The 22,043-nt window shown below is 65.2% G+C and carries 19 protein-coding genes and 1 riboswitch; of the genes, 8 read left to right on the forward strand and 11 right to left on the reverse strand.

The window, feature by feature from the left end; all coding sequences use genetic code 11:
* Window positions 1-87: 87 nt before the first annotated feature.
* The 9 genes from FIU91_RS05045 to FIU91_RS05085 all read right to left on the reverse strand — a co-directional run bounded on the left by FIU91_RS05045 (window position 88) and on the right by FIU91_RS05085 (window position 8,803).
* Window positions 88-267, reverse strand: coding sequence for a hypothetical protein (locus tag FIU91_RS05045; RefSeq protein WP_152461684.1), 180 nt, complete (start codon window positions 265-267; stop codon window positions 88-90).
* Window positions 264-1,559, reverse strand: a complete 1,296-nt coding sequence (locus tag FIU91_RS05050) for a c-type cytochrome (RefSeq protein ID WP_152461685.1) — start codon at window positions 1,557-1,559, stop codon at window positions 264-266. Before FIU91_RS05050 ends, FIU91_RS05045 begins: the two co-directional genes overlap by 4 nt.
* 4 nt (window positions 1,560-1,563) lie before the next feature.
* On the reverse strand, window positions 1,564-2,787 hold the full coding sequence (locus FIU91_RS05055) for a formate dehydrogenase subunit gamma (RefSeq protein ID WP_371418253.1): 1,224 nt from the start codon (window positions 2,785-2,787) through the stop codon (window positions 1,564-1,566).
* Between the two features lie 151 nt (window positions 2,788-2,938).
* Window positions 2,939-3,532, reverse strand: coding sequence for a formate dehydrogenase FDH3 subunit beta (gene fdh3B / locus FIU91_RS05060; protein WP_093010269.1), 594 nt, complete (start codon window positions 3,530-3,532; stop codon window positions 2,939-2,941).
* A gap of 15 nt (window positions 3,533-3,547) precedes the next feature.
* The gene (locus FIU91_RS05065) at window positions 3,548-6,544 is read right to left on the reverse strand and encodes a formate dehydrogenase subunit alpha (RefSeq protein ID WP_093010267.1); all 2,997 of its coding nucleotides are present in this window, start codon (window positions 6,542-6,544) and stop codon (window positions 3,548-3,550) included.
* Between the two features lie 105 nt (window positions 6,545-6,649).
* A complete protein-coding gene (locus FIU91_RS05070) occupies window positions 6,650-6,844 on the reverse strand; it encodes a twin-arginine translocation signal domain-containing protein (RefSeq protein WP_093010265.1) in 195 nt (64 codons plus the stop codon).
* Window positions 6,845-6,936: 92 nt separating this feature from the next.
* A complete protein-coding gene (locus FIU91_RS05075) occupies window positions 6,937-7,548 on the reverse strand; it encodes a molecular chaperone (protein WP_152461687.1) in 612 nt (203 codons plus the stop codon).
* Window positions 7,545-8,228, reverse strand: a complete 684-nt coding sequence (locus FIU91_RS05080; protein WP_152461688.1) for a DUF3306 domain-containing protein — start codon at window positions 8,226-8,228, stop codon at window positions 7,545-7,547. The genes FIU91_RS05075 and FIU91_RS05080 overlap by 4 nt, the downstream gene beginning before the upstream one ends.
* Window positions 8,225-8,803, reverse strand: a complete 579-nt coding sequence (locus FIU91_RS05085; protein WP_254702049.1) for a DUF3305 domain-containing protein — start codon at window positions 8,801-8,803, stop codon at window positions 8,225-8,227. The genes FIU91_RS05080 and FIU91_RS05085 overlap by 4 nt, the downstream gene beginning before the upstream one ends.
* Window positions 8,804-8,963: 160 nt before the next feature.
* Here FIU91_RS05085 and FIU91_RS05090 point away from each other — a divergent pair, with 160 nt between their 5' ends.
* Entirely contained in the window at window positions 8,964-10,928 is a 1,965-nt protein-coding gene (locus tag FIU91_RS05090) for a 4Fe-4S binding protein (protein WP_152461689.1), read from the forward strand.
* A gap of 9 nt (window positions 10,929-10,937) precedes the next feature.
* Here FIU91_RS05090 and FIU91_RS05095 read toward each other — a convergent pair whose 3' ends face one another.
* Window positions 10,938-11,861, reverse strand: a complete 924-nt coding sequence (locus FIU91_RS05095) for an alpha/beta hydrolase (protein ID WP_172974942.1) — start codon at window positions 11,859-11,861, stop codon at window positions 10,938-10,940.
* 111 nt (window positions 11,862-11,972) lie between these two features.
* Window positions 11,973-12,051, forward strand: a riboswitch (SAM riboswitch).
* A gap of 78 nt (window positions 12,052-12,129) precedes the next feature.
* Between FIU91_RS05095 and metZ the strand changes: the two genes are divergently transcribed.
* From metZ to FIU91_RS05130, 7 genes are all read left to right on the forward strand, one after another.
* On the forward strand, window positions 12,130-13,308 hold the full coding sequence (gene metZ, locus FIU91_RS05100; protein ID WP_152461691.1) for an O-succinylhomoserine sulfhydrylase: 1,179 nt from the start codon (window positions 12,130-12,132) through the stop codon (window positions 13,306-13,308).
* Between the two features lie 132 nt (window positions 13,309-13,440).
* Window positions 13,441-14,535, forward strand: a complete 1,095-nt coding sequence (folE2, locus tag FIU91_RS05105; protein WP_152461692.1) for a GTP cyclohydrolase FolE2 — start codon at window positions 13,441-13,443, stop codon at window positions 14,533-14,535.
* Between the two features lie 165 nt (window positions 14,536-14,700).
* Window positions 14,701-16,149, forward strand: a complete 1,449-nt coding sequence (locus tag FIU91_RS05110; protein WP_152461693.1) for a TrkH family potassium uptake protein — start codon at window positions 14,701-14,703, stop codon at window positions 16,147-16,149.
* A 3-nt stretch (window positions 16,150-16,152) separates the two neighbouring features.
* Window positions 16,153-17,280 (forward strand): MlaE family lipid ABC transporter permease subunit, encoded by a 1,128-nt coding sequence (locus tag FIU91_RS05115; protein WP_172974943.1) that lies wholly within the window; start codon window positions 16,153-16,155, stop codon window positions 17,278-17,280.
* 1 nt (window position 17,281) lies between these two features.
* Window positions 17,282-18,046, forward strand: a complete 765-nt coding sequence (locus FIU91_RS05120) for an ABC transporter ATP-binding protein (protein ID WP_152461694.1) — start codon at window positions 17,282-17,284, stop codon at window positions 18,044-18,046.
* Window positions 18,047-18,055: 9 nt separating this feature from the next.
* Window positions 18,056-19,795 carry an MlaD family protein gene (locus FIU91_RS05125; RefSeq protein WP_152461695.1) on the forward strand — a complete coding sequence of 580 codons (1,740 nt, stop codon included), beginning with the start codon at window positions 18,056-18,058 and terminating at the stop codon, window positions 19,793-19,795.
* Between the two features lie 9 nt (window positions 19,796-19,804).
* Window positions 19,805-20,407 (forward strand): ABC-type transport auxiliary lipoprotein family protein, encoded by a 603-nt coding sequence (locus FIU91_RS05130; protein ID WP_152461696.1) that lies wholly within the window; start codon window positions 19,805-19,807, stop codon window positions 20,405-20,407.
* Between the two features lie 7 nt (window positions 20,408-20,414).
* Here FIU91_RS05130 and FIU91_RS05135 read toward each other — a convergent pair whose 3' ends face one another.
* A complete protein-coding gene (locus tag FIU91_RS05135) occupies window positions 20,415-22,028 on the reverse strand; it encodes an FMN-binding glutamate synthase family protein (protein ID WP_152461697.1) in 1,614 nt (537 codons plus the stop codon).
* Window positions 22,029-22,043: the final 15 nt, after the last annotated feature.

The following is a 22,043-nucleotide window of genomic DNA, read 5'->3' on the forward strand; positions in this document are numbered from 1 at the left end:
GCTGCGGCCTCTCGTGCAGGACCACCCCAGCATATCACGACGGGCGCGCGCACAGGCATGAGAAATCGGGCCGGAACCCCTCCGGGGTCACTCCGTCGCTTCGGTTTCCGTCGGCGATCCGCTATTGCGCGGCCCGGCGTCGCCCAGGCGCACGGCGGAGTTGCTCGCCGTCCGGTCGGCGGCTGAGAAACCGTAAGCGTTCAGCCCGAACCAGGCTCCGACAGACACGACGGCGATAGCGACAAAACCCAGGATCATGGCTTTCATTCTTGGTCCTCCGTGGGGGCGGTCTCCTGGCGCAGATAGGCGATCAAATCCGCCCGATCCTCTGCGCCCGTGATCCGCTGCATGGGCATTTTCGTGCCCGGAATATAATGTTCCGGGCCGATATCGAAGAGGGCATCAACGGTCTCTTCCGTCCAAACGAGGTCGGAGCCTTCGAGCGCGTCGGAATAGGTGTAATCGTCGACGGTGCCCGCGCGGCGCCCGAAGAGATCATGCAAGGACGGGCCCGCGCGGCGCGCCGAGCCGGGGGTGAGGGTGTGGCAGATCGAGCATTTGCGTTTGAACTGTCGCTCGCCGTTCGGCATCTCGTCGGGATCGCTGAGGAAGGCGGCATCCTCTGTCTGCATCTGCTCTTGGTCGGAGAGGGTCGCGACCGGCCAGGCATGGACCGCAGTATCGAGCCCGGCGGCATAAAGCATCTCGCTCGATGGCGCGAAAGCCAATGCCCAGATCGGCCCGCGTGTGGCTGCGCGGAAGTCCCGCTCGATGCTCCAATCCTCGGTTGCGATCACCGAGATGAAGCCCTCGCCGTCGCCAATGGCCAGCCGTGCGCCGTCCTGCGAACGCGCCAGCGCCAGGATCGGTCGACGGTCGAGGGTGAGGTCGGCAAGCGATCTACCCGTCCCCAGCTCGATCACCCGCGTGACGCCATCGACCGCGCCATAGGCGAGCCAACCTGCGCCTTCATCGAGGACGAGCTCGTTGAGGCCGAAGCCGTGTTCGACGACGCGTGTTTGCTCTGTCCCGGTGTCGACAGCCCAAGTGCGGATCGTGCCGTCGGCGGAAGCCGAGTAGAGAAGGGCGCCGCCATCTGCGAAAGCCACGTCGTTGACGGGCCCGTCATGGCCCAAAAGAAAGCGCGGCGCGCCGCCGCCCCTGGGCCAGAGGCCGACTGACCCGTCCCAGCTCGCCGAGGCGATGAATTCCTCCGAGGAGGCGAGGGCCATGACCTTGCCCTGATGTCCTTCGAGCCGCTCCGAGCCGCCCGAGACGAGATCCCAGCGAATGAGGTCGAAATCGTCCGCGCCCGAGACAAGCGCGCGGTCGGAGAGGAAGTGCACGGTATTCACGGCGGCCTCGTGACCGTCCTGCCAAGCGGGCTCCGCATCGCTCCAGAGCCCGACCGCGTTGTCGAAGCTTGCCGTCGCAACCTTCCCGGAAGAGCCAACGGCAATATCCATCACGGGACCGCCATGCCCCTCAAGGCGGTGATACTCCTCGGCTGCGACTGGCAGGGCGCAACCGAGGCTCAGGGCGAAAAGAACGCCGCGCATGGGTTCATTCCGCCGGGGCGGTGCTGCCTTCGGGCTGTTTCACCTCACCTTTCGCGAGCTTCTTCTCGGCCCAGATGGAGTGGTGCTCGCGCGCCCATTGCTCTTCGACCTGGCCGGAGCCCATCGCGTCGAACGCGCCCTCCATGCCGATCGAGCCGATGTAGATATGCGCGAGGATCACAGCCATCATCACGAAGGCGACGATGGCGTGCCAGAGCTGCGCGAACTGCATTTCTTCCTGCGGTTCTAGATCGGTCGGGAACGCCTCCATCCCGAAGAGCGACGGCACGCCCCAGGAATTGAGGTGTTCGAAGGTCGGCTCGAAAAGCGTGATCTGGAACGGGAAGAGGAGCGCGAGCCCCGAGGCCGACACCGACGCGCCGAAAAGCACCACGACCCAGAAGATCATCTTCTGGCCCGCATTGAACTTCTTCGCGGGCGGATGACCCTTGATGAGCAGGCCGCCACCCTTCGCGATCCACTTGATATCGGTCTTGTCGGGTATGTTGTGCGCGACCCACATCACGAAGACCATCACGAGACCCAGCATGAACGCCCACGCGACGTTGTTATGCAGCCATTTCGAAGCAATCGCGATGTCCGAGAACAGGTTCAGCCCGAGGATCGGGATCAGGAACTCGCGTCCCATCAGCGTTATCAGCCCCGTGATCCCGAGTATGATGAACGACCCCGCGATCAGCCAGTGTCCGAAGCGTTCGATCCCGGTGAAGCGTTCGATCCGGCGGCCGGTTTTCTGTCCATCGATTTCGATGCGGCCTTTGACGAAATAGAACAGAGCCAGCAGGGCCAGCGTGCCCAGAAGAAGGTACCCGCCCCAATGCAGGACCGGCCCTTCGCGCAGCTCGAGCCACCATTGCCCGCCATCCTGCATGATGACGTTGGAGGCCGGACCCCGCGCTTGCGTCGTGATCTCGCGCTCGTCGAAGCGGAAGGCGCGCCAAAGATCCGCGTCGGAGGATCCGCCGAGCGTGCCGAGCGGGCCATCCGCGCCCGCCGAGGGATCGGCCTCCTCGCCCACGAGCGTGCGCCGTGCCGGAGTGTCGCTCGAAGAGAGGCCCTCCTGTCGCCGAAGGATGTCCTCGAGCGTGGTGGTCGCCTGATCCGGCGTGGCCTGTTGCACCTCGGGGTCGACCGCCTGTGCGGTGACGCTTCCGGGAAGCGCGAGTGCAATCGTCAGACTGAACAGAAGCGATTTCAGGAAAGGCATCATAGGTATCCTCTGGATTCATCGCCGTGACTGGGATGGGTCGGAACGGCCTTGCCTGAGGCCGCTCGGAGTCATCCGCCGAAAGCTGTATCCGCTCTGACAAATCGGGGCCGGCCTTGCGACCGGCCCCCGTGACTGCGTGCCGAAGGAACTACTGGCCCTTCTGGTCGTAGGCCGTGCCCCAGCCCCATGCGCCCGAGCCGAAGCCGCGGGCGACGACGCGTTCGCGGTAGATGTCCGAGACGACATCGCCGTCACCGGCCAGAAGCGCCTTTGTGGAGCACATCTCGGCGCAGATCGGCAGTTTGCCTTCCGCGATGCGGTTGCGGCCATATTTCTGGAACTCCGCCTGCGACATGTCCTCTTCGGGACCGCCGGCGCAGAAGGTGCACTTGTCCATCTTGCCGCGGCTGCCGAAATTGCCCGCTTGCGGGTATTGCGGCGCGCCGAAGGGGCAGGCGTAGAAGCAGTAACCGCAGCCGATGCAGAGGTCCTTGGAGTGCAGGACGACGCCATCGGCGGTCTGGTAGAAGCAATCCACCGGGCAGACCGCCATGCAGGGTGCGTCAGAGCAATGCATGCAGGCAACCGAGATCGAGCGCTCGCCCGGCTGGCCGTCCTGGATCGTCACAACGCGGCGGCGGTTGATGCCCCAGGGGACCTCGTGCTCGTTTTTACAAGCCGTTACGCAGGCGTTGCATTCGATGCAGCGTTCGGCGTCACAGAGAAATTTTGCGCGTGCCATTTTTCTTGATCCTCCTTACGCGGCCTCGATGCGGCAAAGCGTGGCTTTGGTTTCCTGCATCTGCGTGACCGAGTCGTAGCCGTAGGTTTGTGCGGTGTTTGTGGATTCGCCGAGCACGTAGGGATCGGCGCCCTCCGGATAGTAGGAGCGGCGATCCTCGCCCTGCCAGAAGCCGCCGAAGTGGAACGGCATGAAGGCGACACCCGGCGCGACACGTTCGGTGACCATGGCCATAACGCGGATCTTGCCTCCGTTCGGGCCGTAGACCCAGACCTGGTTGCCGTCGCGCACGCCGAGATCGTTGGCGTCACGCGGGTTCACCTCGATGAACATGTCCTGCTGCAATTCCGCGAGCCAGGGGTTGGAGCGCGTCTCGTCTCCGCCGCCCTCGTATTCGACCAGACGGCCGGAGGTGAGGGTGATCGGGAAGTCCTGCGAGTAATCGTCCTTCTGGATCGACGAATAGAGCGTCGGAACGCGCCAGAACTTCTTGTCCTCGTAGGTCGGGTAGTCGGCCACGAGGTCGTAACGCGGCGTGTAGAGCGGCTCGCGATGGACCGGGACCGGATCGGGGAAGGTCCAGACCACGGCGCGGGCCTTGGCGTTGCCGTAGGGCGCGCAGCCATGGGCGATCGCAACGCGCTGGATGCCGCCCGACAGGTCGGTCTTCCAGTTCACTCCGCCGAGCGCGGTGTTGTAATCGCTCTCGATCGGACCGGTCTGTGACTGCTCGCCGACATCCTGCTGACCGTTGCCCTGCGTGGTCGGGCGCTCGCCCTCCCAGCCGGCGACGCGCTCGATCGCGGTGCGCTCCTCGTCCGTCAGGTCGCCGTCCCAACCGAGATCGACGAGCATCTGGTAGGTGAACTCCGGGTAGCCGTCCTGGATCTCGGAGCCGACCGGGTAGACGCCTTCCGCGAGAAGGTTGTCGCCATCCCGCTCCACGCCGAAGCGGGCGCGGAAGCCCATGCCGCCATCGGCGACAGGCTTGGAGATGTCGTAGAGGTTCGGCGAGCCCGGGTGGTTCATCTCGGCCGTGCCCCAGCTCGGCCAGGGCAGGCCGTAATAGTCGCCGTCAGCCGGACCGCCGAGCGCTTTCAGCGTCGTGCGGTCGAAGGTGTGCTGGTTCTGCATGTGGGTGCGCATCCGCTCCGGCGACTGGCCGGTATAGCCGATGGTCCACATGCCCCGATTGAACTCGCGTGTCAGGTCTTCGATCAGCGGCTCGTCGCCATTGACCTCGATATTGCGGAAGAGCCGGTCCGAGAAACCGAACTTGTCCGCGAACATCTTCATGATGACGTGGTCGGCCTTCGACTCGAAGATCGGATCCACCACCTTCTCGCGCCATTGCAGCGAACGGTTCGACGCGGTGACCGAGCCGTAAGTCTCGAACTGGGTTGCCGCGGGCAGCAGGTACACGCCGTCGGTGCGGTCCTGCATGATCGCGGTCACGGTCGGGTAGGGGTCGATCACGACGAGAAGGTCGAGCTTCTCCATCGCGGTCTTCATTTCCGGCAGACGCGTCTGCGAGTTCGGCGCGTGACCCCAGAGAACCATGGCACGGGTGTTGTCGGGCTGGTCGATATTCTCGGCATCCTCGAGGACACCGTCGATCCAGCGCGACACCGGGATACCGGTCTCGTTGATCATCATCCGGTCGGCTCCGTCGGCGCCGGCGCCTTCCATCACGGCGAAGCGGCCGCGGAGCCAGTCGAGATCCTCGTCCCAGACGCGCGCCCAGTGGCCCCAGGCGCCATCCGTCAGGCCGTAGTAGCCAGGCAGCGTGTCGGCGAGAACGCCGAGGTCGGTCGCGCCCTGCACGTTGTCATGGCCCCGGAAGATGTTGGTGCCGCCGCCGGCCGCGCCCATGTTGCCAAGCGCGAGCTGCAGGATGCAGTAGGCGCGGGTGTTGTTGTTGCCGTTGGTGTGCTGGGTGCCGCCCATGCACCAGATCACGGTACCGGGACGGTTGTTGGCCAATGTCCGCGCGACGCGCTCGAGCTGCGAGCCCGGCGTGCCGGTGATGCGCTCGACCTCTTCGGGATCGTACTTGGCGACTTCGTCGCGGATCTGGTCCATGCCCCAGACACGGGTGCGGATGAATTCCTCATCCTCCCAACCGTTCTCGAAGATGTGCCACAGGATGCCCCAGACGAGCGCGACGTCCGTGCCCGGACGGAAACGGACATACTCGTCCGCATGCGCCGCGGTGCGCGTGAAGCGCGGGTCGCACACGATCATCGGCGCGTTGTTCTGCTCTTTCGCCTTGAGAAGGTGCAGGAGCGAGACCGGATGCGCCTCGGCGGGGTTGCCGCCGATCACGAAGATCGCGCGGGAATTGTGGATGTCGTTGTAGGAGTTGGTCATGGCGCCGTAGCCCCATGTGTTCGCAACGCCCGCAACCGTGGTCGAGTGGCAGATCCGCGCCTGGTGGTCGATGTTGTTCGTGCCCCAGTAGGCCGCGAACTTGCGCAGAAGGTAGGCCTGCTCGTTGTTGTGCTTGGCCGAGCCCAGCCAGTAGACTGAATCCGGACCGCTCTCGTCACGGATCGACATCATCTGGTCGCCGATCTCATTGATCGCCTCTTCCCAGGAGATGCGGGTCCACTCGCCGTCGACCTTCTTCATCGGGTACTTGAGGCGGCGCTCGCCGTGGGTGTGTTCACGCACCGACGCGCCCTTGGCGCAATGCGCGCCGAGGTTGAACGGGCTGTCCCAGCCGGGCTCCTGACCCGTCCAGACGCCGTCGCGGACCTCTGCGATCACGGTGCAGCCGACGGAGCAGTGGGTGCAGACGGATTTCACGGTCTTGACCGCGTCGTCGACCGCTTCCTGCGCCGAGGCGCGGGTGACCGAGCCGGCGGTCGCGCTGATCGCGGCAAGGCCACCGATGGCGAGGCCCGATCCGCGCAGGAAGGCGCGGCGGTCGACGGACTTACCGGCAACCTCGGACAGAAGCCCCGTTCGGGCGGCGCGTCGCGCAACTCCGCTTGTCTTTTTCTTGAGCATGGTTCCCTCCGTTATCGTCACCCACGGGCGCTTGTGCGTCTCGGGGCTGGTGCCGGCAGGCGGGGACGTGACGCCCGATGTGCCGGCAGATGCTGTGCGCGCGCCTTAGAAGCGGGCGCTGTCGAAATAGGCGCGGGTATGTGCGGTATCGCGCAGGCCGGAGCCCTGCTGGCCGTCATCGACCGCCGCTTCGGCCTCGGTGCCCGAGGTCGCGACGACGGCAAGCGCGGCCGGGGCCGCGGTGCCGGCGAGTTTGAGGAAGCCGCGGCGGCTCTTGTCCGCTTTCTGGTCTTTGGACATATCGTCTCTCCCTTCCTTGGCGGACGCCGGCCGATCTCTTCGGGCTCGTCCTTGGGTGTCTAGCGGCCCGGCTGAGGCCGCTTCGTGCCGGATCACTCCGACGTCAATCTGAAACCTTCGCGCTCGATCTCGACGAAGGCACGGCCGACCGAGCCCACCGCGGCATAGAACATCGCGGATTTGGCGGTCTCGAGATCGGCAAAGAAATGGCCCGCCCAGGGCGCGATATGGCGGTTGAAGAACGTCCTCTGATCCTCGAGCGGCGCAGGCTCTCCGAAGCGGCCGACGATCAGCGCGCCCATCACTTCCATCAGCGAGGCGATGTTGTCCTCGGGCTCGAATACGTTGGGCGAACGGCTGAGGCCCCGCGCGCGCAGATCCTGCCGCAGCGTGGCGAGCGGCTTCTCGTTCAGAAACCCGGTGAGGTAATAGCTCGCATAGGGCAGAAGCTCGCCGCGGCCGAGACCGATGAAGAGCTTGTTGAACTCGCGTTCCACGTCCTTGGGCGAGGAGGTCTTGGCGCAGTCGGCAAGCCGCACGATGGCCTGACCGAGATCGCTCTTGTCACCAGACAAGCCGCCGACCTGCGCGAGGAGCAAGCCATCCGGCGGCCCTGCAAGAAGCAGGCCGAGGAAATTGTAGAGATCGGCGCGGAGCCGGTCTTCCTCGGTCACCTCTTGGTTCGCCGTTCGAGCGATGCTCATTCTCCCCCCTCAAATCTGAAGCGCATGCGGCGGGGCCGCCGCTCTGCGTGCTCCTCCGTATGCCAAGGTGTTCCGACTTCCGACACCCCCTCCACTACGACCTTGGTCGTATATTCAGGGTTCGACTCAGATGCGCGCTGCATATTGTTGTCTGGCGCTGCATAATTTCCCGAAGCCTCTTCGGCGGCTTCGGATGCAGGTGCAGAAAATGCCGTCTCCTGAGGCGTTTCGGGCTCGGAGTTGACCCTGTCCGGGGTGGTCGCGTTTGCCTTCTCCTCGGCCTCGCGCGCCAGCGCTTCCACATGGGCGCGCATCCCCTGGCCGAGTTGGTAGGCGGTTTTCACGCCGGGGCTGTCGGTCGCCGCCGCGGTGAAGTCGCCGTCGTAATCGTTGAGACCATCGACGCAGGCCAGAACCGGGTTCGAGCGCCACAGCTTCCGCATCGCGCGGCGGCGAAGCCGCTCTGGAATTTCGCGGCGCATGAAGCCCGCGATCCCGTCGCCGGGCATCAGCTCGTCCGGGTCGGGCAGGCCGAACTGTTCGAGGATGTCCGCGTCGCTCTTCTCTTCGAGGGATCGCGCCTCGGCATCAAGCGCCGCCTCTTCCGACCGACGGACCTCTTCGACTTCTTCAGCCGCGACGCGCGCCTTGCGGCGAGACCAGAAATCACCGCCCCTCATCGCGTGCCCCGTTGGCGACGCTCGGTCGGCGCGCGATAGATGTCGCTCGGCTTCGAGATCCGCGGATCGCCGAGGCGCGCCTCGCCCTCTTCCATGGGCCGCCGCTTGCGCTTGACGAATTTCTCTTCGCGGTAATGCGTCTCGATCCAGCGGCCCGCCCAGCCGATGAGCCCGTCGGGCAGCGCGACCTTCTCGACCAGCTCATCGCCGGATTGCTCGAAAAGGGCCGCCTCGTGCGGGGAAAGCGTGACGAGATGGACATACCAAGGGAATCCCTCGCGCGCCGAGGGACGCAGGATGACGTATGCTGCGGGCACCGGCTCGGACAGCGCGACGCGATACGCCTCAGCCTCGCCTCGATACAGCGTCAGGGGGACGGTTGCCGCGAGATATTCCACGCGATCACCGTCACGGCGCAATTCGCGCCAATCGGCGTTCCTGGGTGCGTCGACGAGAAGCGCGCGGGGCTGCCAGACTTCGCGCTGCCAGCGCGTCACGCCCGGTCTGCGCTCCACGATCACGCCGACAGTCAGGCTGACCGACTTGCGGTCTGCCATGTCATTGTCTTCGGACAAGTCGTTCTCTCCCTGTAGCCGCACATCTTTGTGGCTTTCGCACGGCTGAATAGAACTATACCATCCAGCTCCGAAATCCGAAATCACGATTTCCCGAATTGCGGGATCGCCGCGCCGCGCGGCATCCCCGGCCGGAAGAGCCGCGGGACTAGGGGGAGCCATGCCGAAGAAAATCCTGCTTTGCGATTGCCTGGGCTCGCAAAGCCTCGATGCGGAAAAGATCGCCGCCGCGACCGGGCTCGAGACGAGCCGCGTGCACACCAAGCTGTGCCAGGGCGAGACCGAGGCCGCCGCGAAGGCGCTTGGGCAGGGCGACACGCTGGTGGCTTGCGGACAGGAGACCGCGTTCTTCGAGATGTTGGCCGAGGAGTTGGGCGTCGAGCCTCCCGCCTTCGTCGATCTGCGCGACCGCGCGGGGTGGTCGGACGAAGCGGATGAGGCCGGTCCGAAGCAAGCGGCGCTCGCCGCCGAGGCCCTGATCGAAGTGCCGCTGCCCGGCACCCGCGATGTGATCTCGGAAGGCACCTGCCTTCTCATCGGGTCGGGTGATCTGGCCTTCGAGACCGCCGCGACGCTCGCCGACCGGCTTGCCGTGACCGTTCTGCAGGGCGACGAGACGGAGCCGCCCGCCGACCGACGCTTCGATGTGGTTCGGGGCCGGATCCGCAAGGCGCACGGCGCGCTCGGCGATTTCGGGGTCACGATCGACGGCTTCCGTCAGCTTCTGCCCGGAGGACGCGGCGCCTTTACCTTCGACGAGCCCGTCGATGGCGCGGCCTCGTCCTGCGACATCATCCTGGACCTGACGGGCGGCACGTCGCTCTTTCCCGCGCCCGAAAAGCGCGAGGGCTATCTGCGCGCAGATCCCGGCCGCCCGGTGGAGGTCGTGCGCCAGGCCGCGCTCGCCGCAGAGATGGTCGGCACCTTCGAAAAGCCGCTCTACGTGCGGACCGAGCCTGCATTGTGCGCCCATTCGCGCGCCGGTCAGACCGGCTGCACGCGCTGCCTCGATATCTGCCCGACCGGGGCGATCCAGCCCGAGGGTGAGCATGTCCGCGTCGATCCGATGATCTGCGCGGGGTGCGGCGCGTGTTCGGCTCTGTGCCCCTCTGGAGCGATCACCTACGACGCGCCGCCCGTCTCCAGCGTCTTCCGCAGGCTCGAGACACTGGCGCGGACTTTCCGGCGGGCAGGCGGCGCCGCGCCGAGATTGCTCGTGCATGATGCCGACCACGGCGCCGAGATGATCCGCCTCGCTGCAAGATTCGGGCGCGGGCTTCCGGCCGATGTCATCCCTTTCGAGACCACCGCGCTCGCCGGCTTCGGTCACGCGGAGATGGTCGCGGCGCTTGCCGCCGGATTCTCCCGCGTCGACATGCTGATGTCCCCGCGAACCGAGCGAGACACGCCCGAGCGCGAGACGGCACTGGCCAATGCGCTGACCGGACAAGACGCCGTGCGGCTCCTCGATGTCGCCGACCCCGACGCGCTACCCGAAGCACTTTACGGCGGCGCGTCGCCCGCACTCTGCGCGCCCGCATTGCCGATGGGCACTCGGCGGCAGGTGGCCCGCGTCGCTGCCAAGGCTTTGCAGCCCGATGCGGAGATTGTCGATCTGCCGCAAGGCGCGCCCTATGGCGCGGTGCTCGTCGATACGGATGCCTGCACGCTGTGCCTGTCCTGCGTCTCTCTCTGCCCCTCGGGCGCGCTTGGCGACAACCCCGACAAGCCGCAGCTCCTGTTCCAGGAAGACGCCTGCCTGCAATGCGGGCTCTGCGAGAATATCTGCCCCGAGAACGCGATCGCGCTCGAGCCGCGCATGAACCTCACCGACGGGGCCCTCTCGCAGCAGGTCTTGAACGAGGAAGAGCCCTTCGCCTGCATCGAATGCGGCGCGCTCTTCGGGGTGAAATCCACCGTCGACCGGATCACGGAAAAGCTGGCCGGGAACCACGCGATGTTCTCGAACCCCGATGCGATCCGCATGATCCAGATGTGCGACGATTGCCGGGTGCAGGCGCAATTTCACAGCCAGAACAACCCGTTCCAGGGTGGTGAGCGTCCGCGCGTCCGTACGACAGAGGATTACATGGGAGAGAGCCCCTCCAAGCGCCGCGACCATTGAGGCTGCGTGTCAGAGCGCGTTCGGCACGAGAACCCGCGGAGGCTCTGCGGCGTCCGTGGCGCGCTGTTCGTGGGGCGGCAGGATCATCCGCAGCACGTCGAACGGCAGCCTGCCCGTCAGAAGATCGCGATAGAGACGCATGAGGCCGGGCCGCGTATAGGCGGACCAATGGCAGATGGGGTGGCGCGGCGCGCCGATCTGGTAGCCCGCCGCTGAAAGACGCTGGAGGCTCACGGCATCGTCGATCCGCAGTGAGACACCGCGCCCACATTCGACATCGCTGCGGACAAGGGGCAGGGCGGGCCGCCCGCCGGCCGCCATCGCCGTAAGGTAGAGCGCCTCGAACACCCAGTTTTCCCGCCCCGCGACGGATGCGATTCGCACCGTCTGCCCGGCAGGCGCGTGTCGCGCGGCCTTCAAGTCTGCTCGCGTCGCGGCTGGAGCCAGAAGCAGCGCGCTCTCGATGCTGCGCGCGGGCGCGGCGGCAAGCGCCCTCAGGATGACCTTCGCACCGAGCGAATGGCCGATGGCCGAAATCGGACGATGCGGTGCGAGAAGGCGCAATTCCCGCACGAGCTCGGCAAGGCGCGCACCTGCGGCATCGGCCTCGTGCGCGGCTTTCCAGATCGAGCCCCGCGCGGGCCAGCCGAAAGAAATACCAAGCGCGGCATCCGGTCCGGCCTCAAGACAGCCGAGCCGCCGCGGCCAGCTCATCCGCCGCGTGCCGTCCGCACGTCTTTGCGGATAGGCGTTGAAGAGTGTCTCATGCGGGCAGTGGATGCCCCGGCCCGGTGCGTAGGTGAACCCGTGAACCATCACGATGATCGGCCCCGAGGAGCCGGCGAGAGCTTCGGCCATCTGGGCCGCAAGGGGCATGTCCGCGTCATGCGGCACGAGCCCCTCGGGCAGCGCTGTGACGGGCAGGACGGGCATCTGCTCGGGCCTCCTGTTTTGCCCGAGCGGATACGCCCCGAGGATGATGTCCACGTGACGTCTGCGCGACGTCTCCATGACAGTCTTGACGTGTGGGAATCGGGCCGCTACCAGCATTTTCGTGGCGATTTGTTCACCGGATTGCGGGCCACGTTAAACATGCCGCTAAAGAGGTCAGACGAGAGCGTTCTTCCAGAAGGGCCCCTTTCGCTTGACCGCGACGGGGCTTTTTTGATGCGCCGCCCGGACGAGGCGGCAGGAGGCTGAAATGACGACGCGCAAGACCCGCACCAACCTTGTCCACGGCGGCACCCGCCGCTCGCAATATGGCGAGCTGAGCGAGGCGATCTTCCTCACCCAGGGCTTCGCCTATCCCAGCGCAGAGGATGCCGAGGCACGCTTCCTCTCTGCCGGGGAAGACGAATTCATCTATGCCCGCTACGGCAACCCGACCGTTCGCATGTTCGAGGAGCGGATCGCGCTGCTCGAGGGCACTGAGGACGGGTTCGCCACGGCAAGCGGCATGGCGGCGGTCAACGGTGCGCTGATGTCGATGCTCAAGGCGGGAGATCACCTCGTGTCGGCCCGTGCGCTCTTCGGCTCGTGTCTTTACATCGTGGACGAGATCCTGCCGCGCTTCGGTGTCGAGGTGACGCTGGTGGACGGCGCGGATCTTGACCAGTGGCGCGACGCCGTGCGGCCGGACACCAAGGCTGTCTTCTTCGAGTCGATGTCGAACCCGACGCTGGAACTGGTCGATATCGCAGGCGTGGCCGAGATCGCGCGCGGCGTCGGCGCGGCGGTGATCGTCGACAACGTCTTCTCGACGCCGGTCTATTCCGATGCCGTCGCTCAGGGCGCGGACGTGGTGATCTATTCGGCCACCAAACATATCGACGGGCAGGGGCGCACGCTGGGCGGCGTGATCCTCGGCACGCGTGAGCATATCCGCAAGGTCGTAGAGCCTTACATGAAGCATACCGGCGGCTCGATGAGCCCGTTCACCGCCTGGGTGCTTCTGAAGGGTCTAGAGACGATCGATCTGCGTGTCCGGGCGCAAACCGAGAGCGCGGGCCACATCGCCGAGGCGCTCGAGGGCAATACGCGGCTGTCCCGCGTGATCTATCCCGGCCTCGAGAGCCACGCGCAGCACGACCTGGCGCTGCGGCAGATGGGCGCGGGCGGCACGATGCTGGCCTTCGAGATTTCGGGCGGCAAGGAGGCGGCCTTCCGCTTCATGAACGCCCTTGAGGTCATTCTCATCTCCAACAACCTCGGCGATGCCAAGACCATCGCGACGCATCCCGCGACAACGACGCATCAACGTCTGTCGCAAGAGATGAAGGACGCGCTGGGTATCAGTGACGGGCTCATTCGCCTGTCCATCGGGCTTGAGGATGCAGAAGACCTGATCGGCGACCTGGAGCAGGCGCTCGCGGCCATGTGATCGGGGGACTACCCCCTCCAAATCATTGAAATTCCGCTGATCCGGGTCACTTTGTCGGACGTAAGATGAAAGCGGTCGGCAAATCGGGCGGCCGCGTCCTATATCTTCGCGTGACCAGACGGAGTGCCCCTCATGAACGTCCATACTCCAGAACTCGAGCGTAAGCCGAGCCGCGAGGCCGCCAGGGAAGCCCTGGCGCTCCTTCGCGACTGGGCCGGCGCGTCCGATGACGACGAGATCGCCGAGCTCGATCCGGCCATCGCCCGTCTCGTCTCGGGCGCGGATGCCTATCCTGACCTTGCGCGCGAATATGATGCGGCCTTCGATGTGGATGCCGAATACAAGGACACGCTGCCCGATCTGCAGAACGGGCCGTCCTCGCTGATCCGCGGCGCGCGCCGCGCGATCCAGCATGTCGGCATCTCGAATTTCCGTCTGCCCGTGACTTTCCGCACCCGCGACAACGGCAACGTGACGCTCGAGACCTCCGTCACCGGGTCCGTGAGCCTCGATGCCGACAAGAAAGGCATCAACATGTCGCGGATCATGCGGTCTTTCTACAAGCACGCGGAGAAGACGTTCTCGTTCGAGGTGATCGAGTCGGCGCTCGACGATTACAAGAGCGATCTCGAAAGCTTCGATGCCCGCATCAACATGCGCCTGCGCTTTCCTCTCAGGGTCGAGAGCTTGCGTTCGGGGCTCGAGGGCTTCCAGTATTACGACATCGCGCTCGAGCTGGTCGAGACCGCAGGGCAGCGCCGCAAGATCATGCATCTCGACTATGTCTATTCGTCGACCTGCCCGTGCTCGCTGGAACTCAGCGAACATGCCCGCAGGGAACGGGGCGTGCTCGCAACGCCGCATTCGCAGCGCTCCGTCGCGCGCATCTCGGTCGAGACCACGGGCGATGACTGCCTCTGGTTCGAGGATCTGATTGAGCTTTGCCGCAAGGCGGTGCCGACCGAGACGCAGGTCATGGTCAAGCGCGAGGATGAACAGGCCTTCGCGGAGCTGAACGGCGCGAACCCGATCTTCGTCGAGGATGCCGCGCGTCTGTTTGCCGAGCAGCTTCAGAAGGACGCCCGCATCGGCGATTTCCGGGTCGTGGCAAGCCACCAGGAAAGCCTGCACAGCCATGACGCCGTTTCGGTTCTGACCGAAGGGCCGCTCTTCGAGCAGGAGAGCCTCGATCCCAAGCTCTTCTCGACGCTCTTTCACGTCGGCTGACATAGGCTCGCAAAAAGCCGAACGCGCCCGCCATGTCCGGCGGGCGTTTTTCTCTCCTTTGCCTGTAGGCGAGAGAGCCTACGGGAGGCATGGGCGCATCGCATCGGAGATCCCGCGACCCTGCGCGCTTGACTTGGCCCAAGGCCCACGCCAACGCTCGCCGTCATGTTCGACGTCCGCCCCGTAGCCTATGTGATCGGCCTGCTGGTGACCTGCCTCGGCTTGACGATGCTGGTTCCGATGCTGGTCGATATTGCCGAAGGCCGGGGCGAATGGCCGGTCTTCGCGGAAAGCGCGATCATGACCATCGCCGCCGGCGGGCTGATCGCGCTCGCGACGCAGAATGCGGTCAAGGAGCGGATGTCCTTGCAGCAGATCTTCCTGCTGACGACCGGCGTCTGGCTGGTTCTTCCGATTTTCGGTGCGATCCCGTTTATCCTCGGTGCAACCGAAGCGCGATTCATCGACGCCTTCTTCGAAGCGATGTCAGGCATGACGACGACTGGGTCCACCGTCTTCACAGGGCTCGACGAGCTGCCCAAAGGGCTGCTTCTGTGGCGAGGCCTGCTGCAATGGTTGGGTGGGATCGGTATCATCGTGGTCGCGATGGTCTTTCTGCCCGAGTTGCGCGTGGGCGGGATGCAGATCTTCCGCTCCGAAGCCTTCGATACGATGGGGAAAGTCCTGCCGCGCGCGGCCGAGATCTCGTCCTCGATCTCCTCGATCTATATCACCATCACTCTGACCTGCACGCTCGCCTATATCGCGACCGGCATGAACGTGTTCGATGCCACGGTCCATGCGCTGACGACGGTTTCGACTGGCGGGTTCTCCAATTACGATGCGTCCTTCGGCACCTTCGCGGGACCGGCGGAATACGTCGCTTCCTTCTTCATGATCCTCGCGGCGCTGCCCTTCGTGCGCTACGTGCAGCTGGTGAACGGCCAGGAACGCGCGATCCTGCGCGACAGCCAGATCCATGTCTTCCTGATCATCATCGGCGTTCTGGTGGCCGTCACGGTCTCGGTGCTTCTGACGCTCTATCCGCGCCATCCCGAGGCCGCGCTGCGCGAGGCGCTGTTCAATATCGTCTCGATCATGACCGGCACGGGCTATGCCTCCGTCGATTACATGACATGGGGGCCGTTCCTGATCGCGATGTTCTTCTTCATCGGCCTTATCGGCGGCTGCGCGGGCTCGACCGCATGTTCCATCAAGGTCTTTCGCTGGCAGCTCATGATGGCCTCCGTTCGCAGCCAGCTGCGCCGGATCCGCACGCCGCACGGGCTTTTTGCGCCGCGTTTCGAGGGACGGCCGGTGGGCGAGGACGTGCTGTCCTCGGTCGTAACCTTCTTCCTGTTCTTCATCGTCACGCTCGGACTTTTCGCCGTGGCGCTCGGCATGACAGGGCTCGATTTCATCATCTCACTCTCCGGCGCGGCCTCTGCACTCGCCAATATCGGTCCCGGCCTCGGCCCGATCATCGGGCCTGCGGGCAATTTCGCGCCGCTCAACGATGCCGCGAAATGGCTTCTGTGCCTTGCGATGCTGATGGGACGGCTCGAGCTGATGGCGGTGCTCGTTCTGTTCACCCCGCGGTTCTGGCGGGGCTGAGGCATGGCGCACCTTTTCGACATGGTGGAGGAGACCGGAGCCGAGACGCGCGAGCTGACGCTGTCGGGCCGCCTGACCGTGTTCGAGCTGACAGAGGCGCAAGCCGCCTTGGACGCACTGCCCGCCGACCGCGACGTCCGTGTCGATCTGTCGAACCTGTCGCGCATGGACACGGCGGGGGCCTGGGCGCTGGAGCGGCTGCGGGACCGGCTGGAAGCGGCGGGTCATGATCTGACGCTTCTCGGGGCGTCCGACGCGCTCTCGCAGCTCATGACCCGCGTGGACCACGCCATTGCAGAGCCCGAACCGTCATCGCAACCTGTCCGGCGCGGGGTGGCCGACCGGCTCGCGGAGCTTGGCGAAGGCGTTGTGACGGCGGGGCGCGGCGGGGGCGTCTTTCTTGGCGTCTTCGGCCTGTTTCTCGCCCGTCTCGGTCGGTCGCTGCGGCATCCAAGCGAGTTCCGACTGACTGCCCTTGTCGCGCATTGCGAGGATGTCGGCTTGCGCGCCGTGCCCATCGTGAGCCTTCTGTCCTTCCTGATCGGCGTCGTGCTGGCGTTCCAGGGTGCGACGCAGCTTCGGCAATTCGGGGCGGAGGTCTTCGTGGTGGATCTCATCTCGATCTCGATCCTGCGCGAGCTCGGCATCCTTCTCACCTCGATCATCGTCGCGGGCCGCACCGCCTCTGCCTTCACCGCCGCTATCGGCTCGATGAAAATGCGTGAAGAGATCGACGCGATGCGGACCCTGGGCATCGACCCGGCAATGGCGCTCTTCGTGCCGCGCATCCTGGCGCTCGTCTTGATGCTGCCGATCCTCGGTCTCGTCGCCAACGTCATGGGGCTCCTCGGAGGCGGCATCATGTCGCTTCTCGTCCTCGATATCTCGCCCGCGATGTTCCTCACGCGCCTGAGCGAGGGCACGGACCTGGCCAACGTGCTGATCGGCCTGTCGAAAGCGCCCGTCTTCGCCATCATCATCGGTGTGGTGGGCTGCAATGCCGGGATGCAGGTCGGCTCCAACGCGGAGAGCCTGGGGCGGCAGACCTCGAAGGCGGTGGTGCAGGCGATTTTCGCGGTGATCGTTGCCGATGCCATCTTCTCGGTCTTCTTCGCGCAGCTGGGGGTCTGAGATGGAGGATCCGGTCATTCGCCTCCGCGGCATCCGCAACCAGTTCGGCAGCCAGCTCGTGCACGACGATCTCGATCTCGACGTGCAGCGCGGCGAGATCCTTGGCGTTGTCGGAGGATCGGGAACGGGCAAATCGGTTCTGATGAAGACCATCATCGGTCTTCAGACGCCCCGGGCCGGACAGATCGAGGTTCTGGGACAGGATCTGACGGGCGGCGATCCGGCGGCCCGCGCGGCGGTCGAGGACAATTGGGGCGTGATGTTCCAGGACGGCGCGCTCTTCTCGTCGCTGACCGTGCGCGAAAATGTCGAAGTGCCGCTTAAGCGGGTGCCGGGTCTTGCCCCCGAGGCGCGCCGCGCGCTTGCGGATCTGAAGATCGCGATGGTGGGTCTCGGTCCCGAGGCGGGCGGCAAATATCCCTCCGAGCTCTCGGGCGGGATGCGTAAGCGGGCCGGGCTGGCCCGCGCGCTGGCGCTCGACCCCGAAATCGTGTTCCTCGACGAGCCGACAGCCGGGCTGGACCCGATCGGGGCTGCGGAATTCGACCGGTTGATCCATGGACTTAGCCGGGCGCTGGGTCTAACGGTGTTCCTGGTAACGCATGATCTCGACACGCTTTATGCGGTCTGCGACCGTGTGGCGGTTCTGGCCGAACGGCGCGTTCTCGTCACAGGCACGATAGAGGAGATGGCCCGCGTGGATCATCCTTGGGTTCACGACTACTTCCACGGCCCGCGCGCTCGCGCGGCGCAGGGCGGGGCGTGATCGCGCGGTATGGAGACGCGCGCGAATTATATCCTGATCGGGACCTTCACGCTTCTGGGCTTCCTGGGGCTTCTGGGCTTCGTTCTGTGGTTCGCAGGCGTCGAGCTCGATGACGAATACGCCTATTACGACGTGAATTTCACGTCGGTCGCGGGGCTTTCCAACGCCGCCGACGTGCGGTTTGCGGGGCTTCCTGTGGGCCGGGTCGTGAGCCTTGGCCTTTCGCCAGATCGTGACGGCACGGTGCGTGTGCGCCTCGAGGTCGAAGCGGACACGCCGGTGCGGACCGACAGCGAGGCCACGGTGGAAGCCCAAGGCGTCACGGGTGTGTCCTACGTCGGCATCAGCGCGGGCACGGCGGATGCGCCGTTTCTGGCGGAAGCATCCGACAGCGCGATCCCGACGATTCCGGCAGGCACATCCGTCCTGCAATCCTTGAGCGAGGATGCGCCGGAGCTTCTCTCTGAAGCGCTCGAAGTGGTGCAGGATCTCAATGCCTTGATGAGCGAGGAGAACCGCGGCCGGGTCGATACGATCCTCGGCAACGTGGCCGATGCCTCCGAGAGTTTCTCAAGCGTGCTCGAAAGCTTTTCCAACGTGACCGAGCAGATCTCGGATTTTTCCGAGCAGATCGACCGGTTCAACACCACGCTCGAAACGCTCTCGGCGGACCTTTCGGTCGTTCTCGATACGGCCAACACGACGCTCGTCTCCGTCAACGATCTCGCGCAGGACGCGCAGGTTCTGCTGCAACGGGGGCAGGGCACGCTCGACGCGGCGACCGAGACGATCGACAGCACGCGGGGATATCTGTCGAATGACCTGCCCGCGCTGACCATCGAGTTGCAGGGGGCCATCGCCGATCTGCGTCTCGAGCTCATCGAGTTGACCGATGACGCGACCGAGACGCTGGCGACGCTGACCTCGGCCGGCGCCGTCGCGCAGCAGCGCTTCGAGGAGGCCGGACCGCTCATCGCCGAGACCTCTGCGCTGATCGACAGCTTCGAGATCGCGTCCGACTCGATCTACGAGACATCCGAGAATATCGACCTCCTCTTCGAAGAGGACGGCCAATGGCTCATCGACGAGATGCGCGCCGTGGTCGCCGATACCGCCGAGGTAGTCGAGGTGATCTCGGGCGTCGCTCAGGAAGATCTGCCGGTCGTCATCGCCGATGTCCGCAGCGCCACGCAAACCGCGCGCCGCGTGATCGAGGAGGCGGGCGCGGATGTGACCCGCACTGCCGAGGGTGTGGCGGGGCTTACCGATGATGCCGAATTGGCGCTCTCGACCGCGACGACGACCTTCGCCACGGCGAACGGCACGCTCGAGGCGGTCAATGAAGCGCTTGTGACCGGCAACCGGACACTGGTCGCGGCAGAGCGCGCCTTCAACGGCGCCGACCGGGTAATCAACACCGAGATCGCGGCCATTACCGAGGATCTGCGCGGCGCGATCACCAGTTTCGACGCGGCTATCGCGGAAGTGTCGGAGGACATTCCCGCGCTCAGCCAGGATCTTCGCGAGGCCGCTGCCGTCGCCGAAGCGACGTTCCGCGAAATCCAGAGCGTCGTTGCGCGGAGCGGCGGGCCGGTCGCGACCTTCGCCGCCGATGGGTTGCCGCAATACTCCGCGCTTGCGTCCGAGACGCGGCGGCTCATCCGCAATCTCGATCAACTGACGCGGCAATTGTCGCGTGATCCCGCGCGGCTTCTTCTCGACCGCGACACGCCCGAATTCCGCAGGTAGACTGACCCTATGACCCGCTTGGCCCTTATTTTCGCACCGCTCGCATTGTCCGCTTGCTCAGCGCTCTCCGCGTTGTCGGATGCGACCCAAGTGCTCGACGTCTACGAGCTGCGTGCGCCCGAGGGTATAGCGGAAGCGCCGCGCCGGTCTCGCCTCAACGTGACCGTGGAGCCGCCGACGACCACGGGCGCGCTCTTGACCGACCGGATCATGATCAAGCCATCCGAGCTCGAAGCTCAGTATCTGCCGGGGGCGCGCTGGGGCGAGGAAGTGCCGGTCATGGTGCAATCGCTGATGCTCCGCAGCCTGCAGGCCACGGACGGTTTGTCCTATGTGGGACGCGAGCCGCTCGGCCTGTCGGGGGACGTCGCGATCGTCAGCGATGTCATCGACTTCCAGGCGCGCGATCTTGGCGAGCAGGCCGAGGTGACGCTGCGGATCTCGGTCCAGCTCGTGCGCGAGGAGGATGTCGCCATCCTCGCCAGCCGCACCTTCGCGAGCCAGGCGGTGTCGGCCTCGCTCGAAACGCCGGATATCGTCGCTGCCTTCGATGCGGCCTCGGACGAATTGATGGCGGCCTTCGCCGATTGGGTCGTGACGGGGCTGCGCTGAGACCCGGTCAGTCCACCGAGCGGAAGCTGTCGGCGCGCGCCCGTTTCCAGCGCAAGCGGAAATCGGGAAAGTCGTCGGCATCGTCCAGAAGCGCGCCTTCGCGAATATAGGGATAGACGCGGTCCATCTCGGCCATCTCGCTGTCCTTTTGACGCACCATGAAGTGCCGCGGCAGGAATTCGCTGGGATTCGATAGCCCCGCGGCACCGGCCATTTCCGCAAGCGCGTGCAACGTCTTGCGGTGGAAATTGTAGACCCGTTCGGCCTTGCTTGGCACGTCGAGCGCCCGCTGGCGCAGCGGATCCTGCGTCGCGACGCCGGTCGGGCAATGGTTGGTATGGCAGGCCTGCGCCTGGATACAGCCGACGGCGAACATGAAGCCGCGCGCGGCGTTGCACCAATCCGCGCCGATCGCCAGCGCCCGGGCTATGTCGAAGGCCGAGGTGATCTTGCCCGCGGCCCCGATCTTGATCCGGTCCCTCAGGCCGGCACCCCGAAGCGCGTTGTGCACGAAGGTCAGTCCTTCGACCATCGGCATGCCGACATGGTTGGCGAATTCCAGAGGCGCCGCACCGGTGCCGCCTTCCTTTCCGTCCACTACGATGAAGTCCGGTGTGATCCCGGTCTCCAGCATCGCCTTCACGATGCACATGAATTCGCGCCGGTGCCCGATGCAGAGCTTGAAGCCGACGGGCTTTCCGCCCGACAGATCGCGCAATTGCGCCACGAATTGGAGAAGCTCGATCGGTGTCGAGAAGGCCGAATGCGCCGCCGGGGAAATGCAGTCGACACCCATCGGGATCTCGCGTGCTTCTGCAATCTCGGCCGTGATCTTGGAGCCGGGAAGCATGCCCCCATGTCCCGGTTTCGCGCCCTGGCTGAGCTTGATCTCGATCATCTTGACCTGCTCGAGCGCCGCCTGCTCTGCGAAGCGATCGGGGTTGAAGCGCCCGTCCTCCGTCCGGCAACCGAAATAGCCCGAGCCGATCTCCCAGATGAGGTCGCCGCCGCCTTCGCGGTGATAGCGGCTGATCGCGCCTTCGCCGGTGTCATGGGCAAAGCCGCCCTTCTTCGCCCCGGTGTTGAGCGCGAGGATCGCATTGGCCGAGAGCGAGCCGAAACTCATCGCGGAGATATTGTAGAGCGAGGCATTGTAGGGCTGCTTGCAGTCCGGCCCGCCGATCGTCACGCGAAAGTCTTGCTCATCGAGTTGCGTAGGCGCGATGGAATGGGTGAGCCATGAATATCCGGCCTCGTAGACACGTTCCTGCGTACCGAAAGGCCGGCTCGATTCGTCCTGCTTGGCGCGCTGGTAGACGAGGCTGCGCGCCTCGCGGCTGAACGGCTCCTCGTCTTTCTCGCTCTCGATGAGGTACTGACGGATCTCGGGGCGGATGCCCTCGAAGATGAAGCGCATGTGCCCAAGGATCGGGTAATTTCGCAGGATCGCGTGGCTGCTTTGGGTGACGTCATAGACGCCTACGAGCGACAGCGCCACGAAGAGAACGAGCGGAAGGACGAACCAGACGGAGACGGCAAGGGTCAGGATCAGCGAAAGCACAGCGAACGCCACGCAGCCCGCGAAAGTCCAATAGCGTTCGTGTTCGCGCGCCCAATCCATTCCGATCTCTCCTTT

The organism is Roseivivax sp. THAF30 (assembly GCF_009363575.1).
Lineage (GTDB): Bacteria > Pseudomonadota > Alphaproteobacteria > Rhodobacterales > Rhodobacteraceae > Roseivivax > Roseivivax halotolerans.